The sequence below is a fragment of the Mucilaginibacter sp. FW306-07-L genome, from assembly GCF_058782065.1.
In genome coordinates, this window is record NZ_JBYSXI010000001.1 from 183,408 (window position 1) to 195,925 (window position 12,518).

Below are 12,518 nucleotides of genomic sequence, written 5' to 3' on the forward strand. Positions count from 1 at the left end.
ATAATGTCAAAGTTAGACTTATTAAAACAGGAATGGATTGACGTAGTATTCGCCGGTCGTAACAAAGAGTATGGTGCGTATGAGTTAAGAAAAAATAACTCAGCCCGTACCGGTAAAGCTTTACTAATTGGTATTGTTTTATTCGTATTTGTTATAGCGTTGCCTACTATTGTTAATGCTATAAAAGGCATCATTCCTAAGGCGGCCGAGAAGGTTAAAGTTACCGATGTGGTACTTACACCGCCGCCACCCGTGGATCAAACTAAAAAACCACCTCCACCTGCACCTGAGCCGCCTAAACCAAAGGTTGACCAGGTTAAATTCCCACCTCCGGTGGTAAAGCCTGACGATCAGGTTGTGGAAAAAGATCCGCCGACTGTAAAAGAACTTGAAGTTGCTGACCCGGGCCAGCGCGATCAAAAAGGTGACCCGAACGCTGAGATACGTATTGATGAGCCGGTAGGTAACTCTGACGTAAAACAAGTAATTGAAAGTGATCCGAATGAGATCTTTACCGCGGTTGAAACGCAGCCAAACTTCCCTGGAGGTTTAGCCGCTTTCGGTAAATATCTGGAGAAGAACATTCACTATCCGGCGGTAGCCCGCGAAAACAACGTACAAGGCCGTGTATTCGTGCAGTTCGTTGTTGAGAAGGATGGTTCATTAACCGATATTAAAGTATTGCGTGGTATTGGTAGCGGTTGCGATGAGGAAGCAATGCGTGTATTGAAAAAGTCGCCAAAATGGTCACCTGGTATCCAGAATGGTCGTCCGGTGCGTGTACAGTACACCGTTCCAATCGCGTTTAACTTAGCAAGCGAATAATTGCAAATAATGTCATTCAATTCAAATTCAAAGCAAAAATCGCTCAAAAGGCGATTTTTGCTTATTTTAGGGGTTATTACGTTTATCTGTGTAATTACACTGGGTGTAATGGTAATGTTTTGGGATGCCATGAATCTGCCGCTTAACGGCTGGCAGCGGTACCTGTTTGGCGCATTCTTTATATTTTACGGAATACTCAGATTTTCACGCTTACTTAAAAAGGATAATGACGAAGAATAACATAAAGCTCACGTTTGTTGCTATCGCTGCCGCTATGGTATGGAGCGCATGCGGTTCTCCTACTGATTCAAAAGCACCATCAGATAGTTTTGCCGAAGGCAAGATCAAGATATTAGCAGATGAATCATTTGAACCCATAGTGGCCGAGGAGCAAGTGGTGTTTGAAAGCCTGTTCAACAAAGCAAAGCTGGATATCAATTATCTTTCAGAAAATGAATTGCTGAATATGTTTTTAAACGATAGTATCCGTGTAGCCATCATGTCGCGCGAGTTAACGCCCGCTGAAAAAAAGATATTTGATGCCCGTAAACTTCCGCCGGTGGTGGATAAATTTGCTGTTGACGCGGTAGCGCTTATTGTCAATCAAAAGTCGGCTGATACGCTCATTACCGTGTCACAAATAAAAAAAATGCTTAACGGACAGACTAAAACAGATCAAAATATCGTTTTTGATAATCCGAACTCAAGTGTTGTACGCTACTTAAAAACATTTTCGGGCAATAACGAACTCAAGCAAAAAAATATTTATGCACTCAAATCAAACAAAGAGGTCATAAAATATGTAAGTGAACATGAGGGTTCAATTGGCATAGTTGGTTTTAGCTGGCTTAATGATCCTGATGATGATTATGCACCTTATGTACGTAAAGTACAAATTGTAGGCGTACGTGATGAAGGGAACAAGAAATACCCTAATGAGTACTTTAAACCATCACAAACTTCGCTTGTCTTAAATCAGTACCCGTTGAGCAGAGGGCTATATATATTAAATAGCACCGGCAGGGTAGGTTTAGGCACAGGATTTGCATCATTTTTGGCAAGCGAACGCGGACAGCGTATTATACTAAAGTCCGGTTTACTGCCTGATTCAATCCCACGCAGGGAAATAAACATAAAGAAAGAGTAACTTAATTTAAATCGATGAAAGAGATCAGTAAAATTGCCACCGCAGCATTGCCGCTGATGCTTATTGGTTCATCAGTTTTTTCGCAAAGTTTAGACGACGCCAAAAAAGCTATTGACGCCGAGCAGTATCAGAAAGCAAAATCAATGCTTAAAAATCTGACCCAAACACAGGCAGATAAGGATGAAAATTATTTCTATCTGGGCTGGGTATATATATTACAGGATTATCCGGACTCAGCAAAAGCTGTATTTACCCAGGGTATCGCTAAAAACGCTAAATCAGCATTAAACTATGCCGGTTTAGGAGCCGTAGCACGTTTAGAAAAGAATGCTACCGGCGCTACTACCAACTTTAACCAAGCCATTAGCCTGGCTGGTAAGAACAGCACGCCATATTTATATGTAGGCGAAGCTTACCTGCTTGACCCTGCTGACGCGAAAGCAGCAGCCGATGTATTAGCTAAAGGTAAAGCCGTTAACCCTAAAGATGCCGCTTTATTGGTTGAGTTAGGTAACGCTAACCGTTTATTGGTAAAAAGCAGCGAAGCGCTTACCTCTTATCAGGAGGCATTAACTGCTGATCCGAAATCGGCAAGTGCTACTGTAGCTAAAGGTGTACTGTGGCGATATGCCAATAACTTTGAGCAATCTGAGGCTGAATATAAAGCCGCTTTAGCTATTAACCCTAACTACGGCCCTGCTTACCGTGAGTGGGCGGAAACTGATTTGCGTTGGGCGTTTAATGATCCAAAGATGGCATCAGCCAAGGTGAAAGAAGGTGTTGAGAACTATAAAAAATACCTTAGTTTAACAGACCGTTCAATTGAATCACGTATGCGTTATGCTGACTTTTTGTTAGCAGCAGGTGATTACCCAACATTGCAGTCAGAGGTGGCTGATTTAGAGAAAGTAGCAGGCGCTAACAACTTAAAGATCTATCGTTACAAAGCCTATGCTGCTTACGAGAATAAGGACTATCCGGCTGCATTAGCAGGCATGAAGAAATTTATGGCTGAGGCTGGTGAAAAACGTATAATCCCTCGTGATTACCTTTACTTAGGCCGTATACAAGTTGCAATGGGCGATGATTCAACCGGTATTAATTCATTACGTAAAGCAGTTGAGTTAGATACTACACAAGTTGATTTGTACGCTGATATCGCTAAAACTTTATATCAAAAGAAAAAATACTCCGAAGCTGGTGAAGCTTATTCAAAATACATTGCTAAATCACGTGGCGCGAAATTGAATGATTACCTGTCAATGGGTTTGAGTTATTACTTTGCATACCAGGATCAATATTACAGCACAGCTAAACCAAAGCCAACTGCCGACCCTGCATTGCTTACAAAAGCCGATAGCGCATTCTCTTATATTCAGGCTAAATCAACTACGCCAATTGCTATTGTAGCCTTGTACCGCGCACGTGTAAACGATTTGAAGGAACCTAATCGTGACAACATAACCGGTGTTGCAAAGCCATATTATGAGCAGTACATTCAGGTGGTTACCGCCAAAGGTGCTCCTGCTGATGCTGATAAAAAAGGTTTAGCCGAAGCATATTCGTACCTTGGTACATTAGCTGAGTTTAAAGATAAGGATGAGGCTAAAGCCGCAGAAAACTATACAAAAGCACGTGAGTTAGATCCGGCTAATAAACAAGCTCAACGCTTTTTTGCTAAAAAGGGCGGAGCTAAAGGAAAATAATAATTTTTAGCTATTGTGAAAAGGCCTCATTTTAATGAGGCCTTTTTTATTACACCTACATCATTATATTTGTAACATGGAAGCACACAGTTTACCGATCAACTTTCTACCGATTATCTTTCAAATGATAGTTGCACTGGGTTTTGTATTTACAACCATGTTTGTAACCCACAAAATTGGCCCTAAGCGTGTAACTGCTGATAAGCTTACGCCGTTTGAGTCAGGTATTGAAGTAGTTGGTAACGCACGCACGCCAATCTCCATTAAATACTTCCTGGTAGCCATCCTGTTTGTGCTGTTTGATGTGGAAGTTATATTCATGTACCCATGGGCAGTAAACTTTAAAGATTTAGGTAAAACCGGCATGATCGAGATGTTCATTTTTATGGGTACTTTACTGCTTGGCTTTATCTACATCATCAAGAAACGCGCCCTGGATTGGGATTAAGTTTAGATTGATTCTAAATACCTCATACATAGCTTTCCAAGTACGTATAGCTCATATTTTATTATAAATTTGTGGTGTCCGGCGGTCTGTTTGCCGGTGAAACCTGGGTTTATAATTGTAAATCATGAGTGATATTCAGATAGTTGATGCCCCTCCGGGTGTTGAAGGTTCGGGATTTTTTGCAACCTCGCTTGACAGGGCAATAGGCCTGGCTCGCTCCCACTCATTATGGCCTTTGCCATTCGCTACCTCATGTTGTGGTATCGAGTTTATGGCAACCATGGGCTCGCACTATGATCTTTCCCGTTTTGGTGCCGAGCGTTTAAGCTTTTCGCCACGCCAGGCAGATCTGCTGATGGTAATGGGTACCATATCTAAAAAAATGGCACCTGTACTGCGCCAGGTATACCTGCAAATGGCCGAGCCACGCTGGGTAATGGCTGTTGGTGCCTGCGCGTCAAGCGGCGGTATATTTGATACCTATTCGGTATTGCAGGGTATTGATGAGGTTATACCGGTTGATGTTTACGTACCCGGCTGCCCGCCACGCCCCGAAGCTATTATTGATGGCTTTATGAATATTCAGAAACTGGTACAAACCGAATCGCTGCGCCGCCGCAACGAACCTAAGTACCAGGAACTTTTAGCTAAATACGGAATTCAGTAATGGGTAAAATAACCAATCAGGAAGTTTTAGATAAGATAGCCGCGAAATTTGGCGAACTGGTAACCGTAATTGGTGAACCACATAGTTTGCTAACCGTTGAAACCAGCCGCGAGCAGATCATTGACCTGCTGGGTTTCCTGAAAAATGACGCTGCGCTGCAATTCATTTTTTTAACGGATATAACGGCGATCCATTATCCCGAACAGGAAAAACCGATCGGCGTGATCTATCACCTGCACAGTTTGGTGAATAATGTACGCATCCGTGTAAAAGTATTTTTGGCAGAAGCTGATGTGCATATACCAACCGCAACCGTATTGTGGGATGGCGCTAACTGGATGGAACGCGAAACCTACGACTTTTTTGGCGTTGTGTTTGATGGCCACCCCGACCTGCGCCGTATTTTAAATGTTGACGATATGACGGCCTTCCCGATGCGTAAAGAATTCCCGCTGGAAGACCCTAATCGTGTAGATAAGAAAGATTACTTTTTTGGTAGATAAATAAGTATGCAGAACCATCCTGTATTTTTTGATAATGATCCGCAAAGCGAACTATCGACCCTGAATTTAGGGCCAACGCACCCGGCCACGCACGGCGTTTTTCAAAACGTACTGCAGATGGATGGCGAGCGTATAGTAAGCGGCGTATCAACCATTGGCTATATACACCGCGCGTTTGAAAAGATTGCCGAGCATCGCCCTTTTTACCAGATCACCCCACTTACTGACAGGCTGAACTACTGCTCGTCACCCATAAACAATATGGGCTGGCACATGACGGTTGAAAAGCTGGCCGGCATCACCACACCAAAACGTGTGGACTACATGCGCGTGATCATCATGGAGCTTGCCCGTATTGCCGATCATATCATCTGTAACGGTGTATTGGGTGTTGATACCGGCGCGTTCACGGGCTTTTTGTATATGATGGAATACCGTGAGGAGATCTATGAAATCTACGAGGAGATCTGCGGCTCACGCCTTACTACCAATATTGGCCGTATCGGCGGGTTTGAACGTAACTTTAATACCATCGCGTTTAATAAGATCCGCAAGTTTATAAAAGCGTTTCCGGTAGTGTTAAAGGAGTTTGAAAACCTGTTTAACCGCAACCGTATATTTATTGACCGTACCAAAGGTGTTGCCCCCGTAACTGCCGAAACGGCGCTGAGCTATAGCTGGAGCGGTCCGTTATTGCGCGCTGCCGGTGTTGATTATGATGTGCGGGCTATGGAGCCCTACTCATCGTACGATGATTTTGATTTCGAAATTCCGGTAGGCGAGAATGGCGACGTATACAGCCGCTTTTTGGTACGTAACGAAGAGATGAAGCAAAGCCTGCGCATTATTGAGCAGGCCTTAAACAAAATAGAAAAAGAACCTGCGGATATTTTCCATGCTGATGTGCCCGAGTTTTACCTGCCTCCAAAAGAGGAAGTGTATAACAATATGGAAGCATTGATCTATCACTTTAAAATAGTGATGGGCGAGGTGGAAACCCCGGTTACCGAGGTATACCACGCGGTTGAAGGTGCCAATGGCGAACTGGGTTTTTATCTGGTGAACGATGGCGGCCGCTCGCCGTACCGTTTGCACTTCCGCAGGCCGAGCTTTATAAATTACCAGATGTACGCGCCCATGAGCCAGGGCATGCTACTGTCTGACGCGATAATTAACATGAGTAGTTTAAACGTTATAGCGGGAGAATTAGATGCTTAGGGTTGAAGATACCGAGCAGGCGCCTGTTGAGTTTTCAGCAGCGCTGATCGCTAAGTTTGATGATATAAAAAGCCGTTATCCGGAAGGAAAACAAAAATCGGCATTGCTGCCTATTTTGCACGAAACACAGGCCGAGTTTGGCTGGTTGAGCGCCCCCGCCATGGATAAGGTAGCTGCTTACCTGGATATTTTACCTATTGAGGTTTATGAGGTAGCCACCTTTTACACCATGTACTTTATGCGCCCGCAAGGCAAATATGTACTGGAGGTTTGCCGTACAGGCCCTTGCTGCCTGGTAGGTGCCGAAAAAATAATGGATTATATTGAGCAGCAGTTAGGTGTTAAAGAAGGCGAAGTTACTGCCGACGGTTTATTTAGCTGGAGAGGGGTGGAGTGTTTGGCAGCCTGTGGCTTTGGCCCGGTTTTGCAGATAGGCCCTGAATACACCTTTTACGAGAACCTTACCACCCAATCGGTTGATACTTTAATAGCGGACTTGAAAGCAAAGGCAAATAACTAATATTTTATGGCATCGCAAAAGGATAAAGATTATCATAAACTACGCAACCCTGAGAAATATGAGGAGTTGACTCGTGTAGATGGTGATACTTATGGCCATGTAAATAGTCAAAGCGCTGAGGCTTACGCAAGGTATAAGGTTATTTGGAGTAAATATGGCCAAAAGTCGATGGTATGTGATAAGCGTAGGCGTAATAGTACACGCAAAAGCAATCAGAAAGATAAACAGATGTTGCACCAAATAGAACGATCTCAATATAAGAGAAACCTCAAAGACCACTTAGTAAATGAGGATGTACCTTTTGTGACATATCACCGAAACGGAGCAATATTGGTTAACTAATTATGGGACGCAAATTATTATTAGAACATATTAACGTACCCGGCATCAACACGCTGGAGGTATACCGCCAAAAGGGCGGTTACGCAGCTGTTGAAAAAGCGCTGAAAACACTAACCCCCGACGAGGTTGTGGAGGAAGTAAAAAAATCGGGCTTGCGTGGCCGTGGCGGCGCGGGTTTCCCTACCGGGATGAAATGGAGCTTTTTGGCCAAGCCCGAAGGCGTGCCCCGTTACCTGGTTTGCAATGCCGATGAATCAGAACCCGGTACTTTTAAGGACCGTTACCTGATGACGTACATCCCTCACTTGCTGATCGAGGGGATGATCGTGGCCAGTTACGCCTTGGGTGCCAACACATCATACATCTACGTTCGCGGCGAAATGATGCCGCAGATCCGCATACTGGAAAGAGCCATAGCCGAAGCTAAAAACGCGGGCTTGTTAGGCAAAAATATATTAGGTACCGGTTACGATCTGGAGCTGTATGTGCAGCCCGGAGGCGGTGCTTACATCTGCGGTGAAGAAACCGCTCTGTTGGAATCATTGGAAGGTAAACGTGGTAATCCGCGTATCAAGCCGCCATTTCCGGCTATCGCGGGTTTGTATGGTTGCCCAACGGTGGTTAACAATGTGGAATCAATTGCCGCGGTTGTGCCTATCATTAACGAGGGTGGAGACGAATACGCCAAAATCGGTATCGGCCGCAGTACAGGCACTAAACTGATCTCGGCATCGGGTAACCTTAATAAGCCGGGTGTTTACGAAATTGAATTGGGCGTACCCGTTGAAGAATTTATTTACAGCGATGAATATTGCGGCGGTATCGCCAACGGCAAACGCCTTAAAGCGGTAGTGGCCGGTGGTTCATCAGTGCCAATTTTGCCTGCTAACCTGATCTTAAAAACCATCAACAACGAAGCAAGGCTGATGAGCTACGAGTCACTGTCTGACGGTGGTTTCGCTACCGGCTCCATGATGGGTTCGGGTGGTTTTATCGCTTTTGATGAAGACCAGTGCATTGTACGCAATACCTGGAATTTCGCCCGTTTTTACCACCACGAAAGCTGCGGACAATGTTCGCCATGCCGTGAGGGTACCGGCTGGATGGAAAAGGTGCTGCACCGCCTGGAATATGGTTACGGCAAAATGAGCGATATGGATTTGCTGGTTGACGTATCTAAAAAAATTGAAGGTAATACCATTTGTCCGCTGGGTGACGCGGCAGCCTGGCCGGTAGCCAGTGCCATTCGTCACTTTAGGGATGAGTTTGAATGGCATGTTACCAACGCTGCCGAAGCTACCACGCGCAACTACGGTTTGGCCCATTACGCCGACCCGTTGCCGAAGGTGGAAAAGGCGGAAGCGTAACAAACATATAAAAGGGGTTGTCACCCTGAGCCTGTCGAAAGGCTAAACGCCGGGAAATCGGCGAATGCTTCGACAAGCTCAGCATGACAGGTTACCTGAAAAGAATAAAAAGGGGTTGTCACCCTGAGCCTGTCGAAGGGCTAAACACTGGGAAAATCGGCGAGTGCTTCGATAAGCTCGGCAAGACAGAAAGAAATATAAGGTCTTAAAGTCCATCATCATAAGGTGAGGATTTGTGAGGAATAAAAATGAAAGTAACGATAGACGGAATCACTGTTGACGTAGAACCCGGAACAAGTATCCTGAATGCCGCGAGGCAGATAGGTGGCGATATTGTTCCGCCTGCTATGTGTTATTACTCAAAGCTTGAGGGCAGCGGCGGTAAATGCCGTACCTGTTTGGTTAAGGTAAGCAAAGGCTCTGAAAAGGATCCGCGCCCTATGCCTAAGCTGGTAGCATCATGCCGTACCACGGTAATGGATGGCATGGAGGTGCAAAATATTACCTCGCCCGAAGTTATTGAAGCGCGTAAAGGTGTAGTAGAGATGCTGTTGATCAACCACCCGCTGGATTGCCCGGTGTGTGACCAGGCCGGCGAATGCCACCTGCAGGATCTGGGTTATGAGCATGGCGCTGCAAAAACCCGTTATGAGTTTGACCGCCGCACGTTTGAGAAGATCGACATTGGCGATAAGATACAACTGCACATGACGCGTTGCATACTTTGCTATCGCTGCGTGTTCACGGCTGACCAGATCACTAACACCCGCCTGCACGGCATACTTAACCGTGGCGATCACTCTGAAATATCAACCTATATACAAAAAGCGGTTGATAACGATTTTTCGGGAAACGTAATTGATGTGTGCCCGGTAGGCGCATTGACTGATAAAACCTTCCGCTTTAAAAACAGGGTTTGGTTTACCAAGCCGGTTGAAGCACACCGCGATTGCGATAAATGCTGTGGTAAGGTAACGCTGTGGTACAAAGGCGAGGACGTGATCAGGGTAACAGGCCGTAAGGATATATATGGTGAGGTAGAGGAATTCATCTGCAATACCTGCCGTTTTGATAAAAAGAAAACAGCCGACTGGACAATTGAAGGCCCGCGCAAGGTATCGCATAAATCAGTGATCAGCGCTAACCATTACGAAACCATGAAGCCGCTGCCGGTAGTTAAAACCAACCCGCTGTTGCAGGAAGCCAATAAAGAACAATTTGAACGCGAAACACGCCTGTAAATGGAATTGACAGACATTATAGTAAAGTTTATACTGATCGTAATTGTATTTGCTATCAGCCTGGTGGTAGCCATGTACTCTACCTATGCCGAGCGTAAAATAGCCGCCTTTTTTCAGGATAGGGTAGGTCCTAACCGTGCCGGTCCGTTTGGTATGCTACAGCCACTGGCTGATGGTGCCAAAATGTTTTTGAAAGAAGAGATCATCCCCACAAGGGCAAGCGGATTACTATTTATCGTAGGCCCGTCGCTGGCTATATTAACAGCCTGTATCGGTTCGGCGGTTATTCCATGGGGTCAAAAGCTCACCATCGGTTCAACAGTTATTGACTTGCAGGTTACCGATATTAATGTAGGCATCCTATACATCTTCGGTGTGGTATCATTAGGTGTATACGGCATCATGATAGGTGGCTGGGCATCAAACAACAAATACTCTTTGCTGGGCGCTATCCGTGCGGCATCGCAAAATATCAGCTACGAAATTTCAATGGGGCTTTCCATCATCGCCCTGTTACTGGTAACCGGATCGTTAAGCCTGCGCGAGATCGCGGAGCAGCAACAAGGCTTCTGGCATGGTGGTTTACCCTGGGAGGGAGGCTGGTTCACCTGGAATTTCTTCAAGCAGCCGTTGGGTTTCCTGATCTTCATCGTATGTGCCTTTGCTGAAACTAACCGTACCCCGTTTGACTTACCGGAGTGCGAAACGGAACTGGTAGGTGGTTATCATACCGAATATTCATCCATGAAACTGGGCTTTTACCTGTTTGCCGAATACATTAACATGTTTGTTTCTTCAGCGGTAATGGCTACGCTTTATTTTGGTGGGTATAACTTTCCGTTCATGGAATTAATTGATTCGCCAAACCTGGTTACTATTATTGGTGTGTTGGTATTATTCGCTAAAATATTCGCGTTCATCTTCTTCTTTATGTGGATCCGCTGGACCATCCCGCGTTTCCGTTATGATCAGTTGATGAACCTGGGCTGGAAAACCCTGATACCGTTGGCCATTGCCAATATTGTGATAACAGGTATTGTTGTTACGCTTTTAAATTAATGTGGAGTTTGTATAAATGGAATCATTAAGCAATAGAAAAAAAGTACTCGAAGTAAAGCCGCTCAATATTTGGGAACGGGCTTACTTGCCTGCCATTTTTAAAGGGCTGGCAATTACGATGAAGCACTTTTTTAAGAAACCGGTAACCATTAGATATCCCGAGCAAAAGCGTGAGTTCTCTGAAAACTTCAGGGGTATGCACTCGCTCAAGCGCGATGAACATGGCCGCGAACGTTGTACAGCCTGTGGTTTGTGCGCGCTATCGTGCCCGGCAGAAGCTATCACCATGACGGCTGCCGAGCGCCAGAAAGGCGAGGAGAACCTATATCGTGAAGAAAAATACGCCGCGGTTTACGAGATCAACATGCTGCGCTGCATTTTTTGCGGCTTATGCGAAGAGGCCTGCCCTAAAGAAGCTATCTACCTGGATGGTGATATTGTACCGGCCGATTACCTGCGCAAGGATTTTATATATGGCAAGGATAAATTAGTGGAGGCGCCTTTAAACCAATAAAAGAAGTTTTATACCTTAGCGCAGCATAACGGCGGGCAAGGTGTTTTTCAATACTAAACATGAGTACATTTTACTTCATCGCATTCCTGTCTATATTTTTTGCGATACTGGTTATTACCGCACGTAACCCCGTGCATAGTATATTATACCTGGTATTAACCTTTTTTACGTTCACGGTACATTACATATTGCTGAACGCGCAATTTTTAGCCATAGTGAATTTTATTGTTTACATGGGGGCTATACTGGTACTTTTCCTATACACGCTCATGCTCATGAACCTAAATAAGGATAATGAGCCCATGAAATCAAACATCGTAAAAATTGCGGCCGTGTTTGGCGGGGGCTGCCTGCTGGTTACGATAGTAGCATCATTAAAAACCATGGCCGTATCGCAACCCGTAATATTGCAAAACCCCGAACTGGGTTTAGTAAAAAACCTGGGTAAGGTACTCTTCAATGAATTTTTATTGCCTTTTGAGGTATCATCCCTGCTGCTGCTATCGGCAATGGTAGGCGCTGTTTTACTGGCAACTAAGGATAAACAACCAAACACACAGCCTGATGGAAAGCTTTACTAACGCCATACAAGCGGTGCCGCTTAATCATTATATTTTACTGAGCGCCATCATATTTACAATAGGGGTAATTGGTGTATTACTACGCCGTAACGCCATCATAATTTTTATGTCGGTTGAGCTGATGCTTAACGCGGTAAACCTGCTGCTTACTGCCTTTTCAGTTTACAGGGGAGATGCCGCGGGGCAGGTGTTCGTATTCTTTATTATGGCGTTGGCCGCTGCTGAGGTAGCTATCGGGCTGGCCATCATTGTAATGATCTACCGTAACACCAACTCGCTGGATATTAATGTGCTGAACAGGTTGAAATGGTAAACTGATTTCGGATTTCGAAATTTCGATTTCGGATTTGAATAACAAAAACTAATCGAAGTAAAAAAGA

General features: G+C 44.9%; 16 protein-coding genes. All 16 read left to right on the forward strand.

What is annotated here, in order from left to right:
* Positions 1-3: 3 nt before the first annotated feature.
* The 16 genes from AC3WJC_RS00800 to nuoK all read left to right on the forward strand — a co-directional run bounded on the left by AC3WJC_RS00800 (position 4) and on the right by nuoK (position 12,451).
* Positions 4-825, forward strand: coding sequence for an energy transducer TonB (locus tag AC3WJC_RS00800; RefSeq protein ID WP_492397163.1), 822 nt, complete (start codon positions 4-6; stop codon positions 823-825).
* Positions 826-834: 9 nt separating this feature from the next.
* Positions 835-1,065, forward strand: a complete 231-nt coding sequence (locus AC3WJC_RS00805; protein WP_492397164.1) for a hypothetical protein — start codon at positions 835-837, stop codon at positions 1,063-1,065.
* Positions 1,052-1,972 carry a PstS family phosphate ABC transporter substrate-binding protein gene (locus tag AC3WJC_RS00810; RefSeq protein WP_492397165.1) on the forward strand — a complete coding sequence of 307 codons (921 nt, stop codon included), beginning with the start codon at positions 1,052-1,054 and terminating at the stop codon, positions 1,970-1,972. Before AC3WJC_RS00805 ends, AC3WJC_RS00810 begins: the two co-directional genes overlap by 14 nt.
* A gap of 14 nt (positions 1,973-1,986) precedes the next feature.
* Positions 1,987-3,678, forward strand: coding sequence for a tetratricopeptide repeat protein (locus tag AC3WJC_RS00815; protein ID WP_492397166.1), 1,692 nt, complete (start codon positions 1,987-1,989; stop codon positions 3,676-3,678).
* 76 nt (positions 3,679-3,754) lie between these two features.
* Positions 3,755-4,126, forward strand: coding sequence for an NADH-quinone oxidoreductase subunit A (locus AC3WJC_RS00820; protein ID WP_492397167.1), 372 nt, complete (start codon positions 3,755-3,757; stop codon positions 4,124-4,126).
* A gap of 124 nt (positions 4,127-4,250) precedes the next feature.
* Positions 4,251-4,793 carry an NADH-quinone oxidoreductase subunit B gene (locus AC3WJC_RS00825; protein ID WP_492397168.1) on the forward strand — a complete coding sequence of 181 codons (543 nt, stop codon included), beginning with the start codon at positions 4,251-4,253 and terminating at the stop codon, positions 4,791-4,793.
* Positions 4,793-5,296 (forward strand): NADH-quinone oxidoreductase subunit C, encoded by a 504-nt coding sequence (locus AC3WJC_RS00830; RefSeq protein ID WP_492397169.1) that lies wholly within the window; start codon positions 4,793-4,795, stop codon positions 5,294-5,296. Before AC3WJC_RS00825 ends, AC3WJC_RS00830 begins: the two co-directional genes overlap by 1 nt.
* Positions 5,297-5,302: 6 nt before the next feature.
* Positions 5,303-6,514, forward strand: a complete 1,212-nt coding sequence (locus AC3WJC_RS00835) for an NADH-quinone oxidoreductase subunit D (RefSeq protein WP_492397170.1) — start codon at positions 5,303-5,305, stop codon at positions 6,512-6,514.
* Positions 6,507-7,034: an NADH-quinone oxidoreductase subunit NuoE family protein gene (locus tag AC3WJC_RS00840; RefSeq protein WP_492397171.1), complete on the forward strand. Its 528-nt coding sequence runs from the start codon at positions 6,507-6,509 to the stop codon at positions 7,032-7,034. Before AC3WJC_RS00835 ends, AC3WJC_RS00840 begins: the two co-directional genes overlap by 8 nt.
* 6 nt (positions 7,035-7,040) lie before the next feature.
* Positions 7,041-7,376 (forward strand): hypothetical protein, encoded by a 336-nt coding sequence (locus AC3WJC_RS00845; RefSeq protein ID WP_492397172.1) that lies wholly within the window; start codon positions 7,041-7,043, stop codon positions 7,374-7,376.
* 2 nt (positions 7,377-7,378) lie between these two features.
* Positions 7,379-8,743: an NADH-quinone oxidoreductase subunit NuoF gene (nuoF, locus tag AC3WJC_RS00850; protein WP_492397173.1), complete on the forward strand. Its 1,365-nt coding sequence runs from the start codon at positions 7,379-7,381 to the stop codon at positions 8,741-8,743.
* Between the two features lie 248 nt (positions 8,744-8,991).
* The gene (locus AC3WJC_RS00855; RefSeq protein ID WP_492397174.1) at positions 8,992-9,984 is read left to right on the forward strand and encodes an NADH-quinone oxidoreductase subunit G; all 993 of its coding nucleotides are present in this window, start codon (positions 8,992-8,994) and stop codon (positions 9,982-9,984) included.
* Positions 9,985-11,043: an NADH-quinone oxidoreductase subunit NuoH gene (gene nuoH / locus AC3WJC_RS00860; protein ID WP_492397175.1), complete on the forward strand. Its 1,059-nt coding sequence runs from the start codon at positions 9,985-9,987 to the stop codon at positions 11,041-11,043.
* Positions 11,044-11,059: 16 nt separating this feature from the next.
* Positions 11,060-11,557 (forward strand): NuoI/complex I 23 kDa subunit family protein, encoded by a 498-nt coding sequence (locus AC3WJC_RS00865; RefSeq protein ID WP_492397176.1) that lies wholly within the window; start codon positions 11,060-11,062, stop codon positions 11,555-11,557.
* 59 nt (positions 11,558-11,616) lie between these two features.
* Complete coding sequence (locus tag AC3WJC_RS00870) at positions 11,617-12,138, forward strand: NADH-quinone oxidoreductase subunit J family protein (RefSeq protein ID WP_492397177.1); 522 nt, start codon at positions 11,617-11,619, stop codon at positions 12,136-12,138.
* On the forward strand, positions 12,122-12,451 hold the full coding sequence (gene nuoK, locus AC3WJC_RS00875) for an NADH-quinone oxidoreductase subunit NuoK (protein WP_492397178.1): 330 nt from the start codon (positions 12,122-12,124) through the stop codon (positions 12,449-12,451). The genes AC3WJC_RS00870 and nuoK overlap by 17 nt, the downstream gene beginning before the upstream one ends.
* The last annotated feature ends 67 nt before the right edge of the window (positions 12,452-12,518 follow it).

What these genes read in the sequence shown, in the direction of transcription:
- AC3WJC_RS00800 (WP_492397163.1), top strand. Translation starts at nt 4, where the DNA reads ATGTCAAAGTTAGACTTATTAAAACAGGAATGGATTGACGTAGTATTC.
- AC3WJC_RS00805 (WP_492397164.1), top strand. Translation starts at nt 835, where the DNA reads ATGTCATTCAATTCAAATTCAAAGCAAAAATCGCTCAAAAGGCGATTT.
- AC3WJC_RS00810 (WP_492397165.1), top strand. Translation starts at nt 1,052, where the DNA reads ATGACGAAGAATAACATAAAGCTCACGTTTGTTGCTATCGCTGCCGCT.
- AC3WJC_RS00815 (WP_492397166.1), top strand. Translation starts at nt 1,987, where the DNA reads ATGAAAGAGATCAGTAAAATTGCCACCGCAGCATTGCCGCTGATGCTT.
- AC3WJC_RS00820 (WP_492397167.1), top strand. Translation starts at nt 3,755, where the DNA reads ATGGAAGCACACAGTTTACCGATCAACTTTCTACCGATTATCTTTCAA.
- AC3WJC_RS00825 (WP_492397168.1), top strand. Translation starts at nt 4,251, where the DNA reads ATGAGTGATATTCAGATAGTTGATGCCCCTCCGGGTGTTGAAGGTTCG.
- AC3WJC_RS00830 (WP_492397169.1), top strand. Translation starts at nt 4,793, where the DNA reads ATGGGTAAAATAACCAATCAGGAAGTTTTAGATAAGATAGCCGCGAAA.
- AC3WJC_RS00835 (WP_492397170.1), top strand. Translation starts at nt 5,303, where the DNA reads ATGCAGAACCATCCTGTATTTTTTGATAATGATCCGCAAAGCGAACTA.
- AC3WJC_RS00840 (WP_492397171.1), top strand. Translation starts at nt 6,507, where the DNA reads ATGCTTAGGGTTGAAGATACCGAGCAGGCGCCTGTTGAGTTTTCAGCA.
- AC3WJC_RS00845 (WP_492397172.1), top strand. Translation starts at nt 7,041, where the DNA reads ATGGCATCGCAAAAGGATAAAGATTATCATAAACTACGCAACCCTGAG.
- nuoF (WP_492397173.1), top strand. Translation starts at nt 7,379, where the DNA reads ATGGGACGCAAATTATTATTAGAACATATTAACGTACCCGGCATCAAC.
- AC3WJC_RS00855 (WP_492397174.1), top strand. Translation starts at nt 8,992, where the DNA reads ATGAAAGTAACGATAGACGGAATCACTGTTGACGTAGAACCCGGAACA.
- nuoH (WP_492397175.1), top strand. Translation starts at nt 9,985, where the DNA reads ATGGAATTGACAGACATTATAGTAAAGTTTATACTGATCGTAATTGTA.
- AC3WJC_RS00865 (WP_492397176.1), top strand. Translation starts at nt 11,060, where the DNA reads ATGGAATCATTAAGCAATAGAAAAAAAGTACTCGAAGTAAAGCCGCTC.
- AC3WJC_RS00870 (WP_492397177.1), top strand. Translation starts at nt 11,617, where the DNA reads ATGAGTACATTTTACTTCATCGCATTCCTGTCTATATTTTTTGCGATA.
- nuoK (WP_492397178.1), top strand. Translation starts at nt 12,122, where the DNA reads ATGGAAAGCTTTACTAACGCCATACAAGCGGTGCCGCTTAATCATTAT.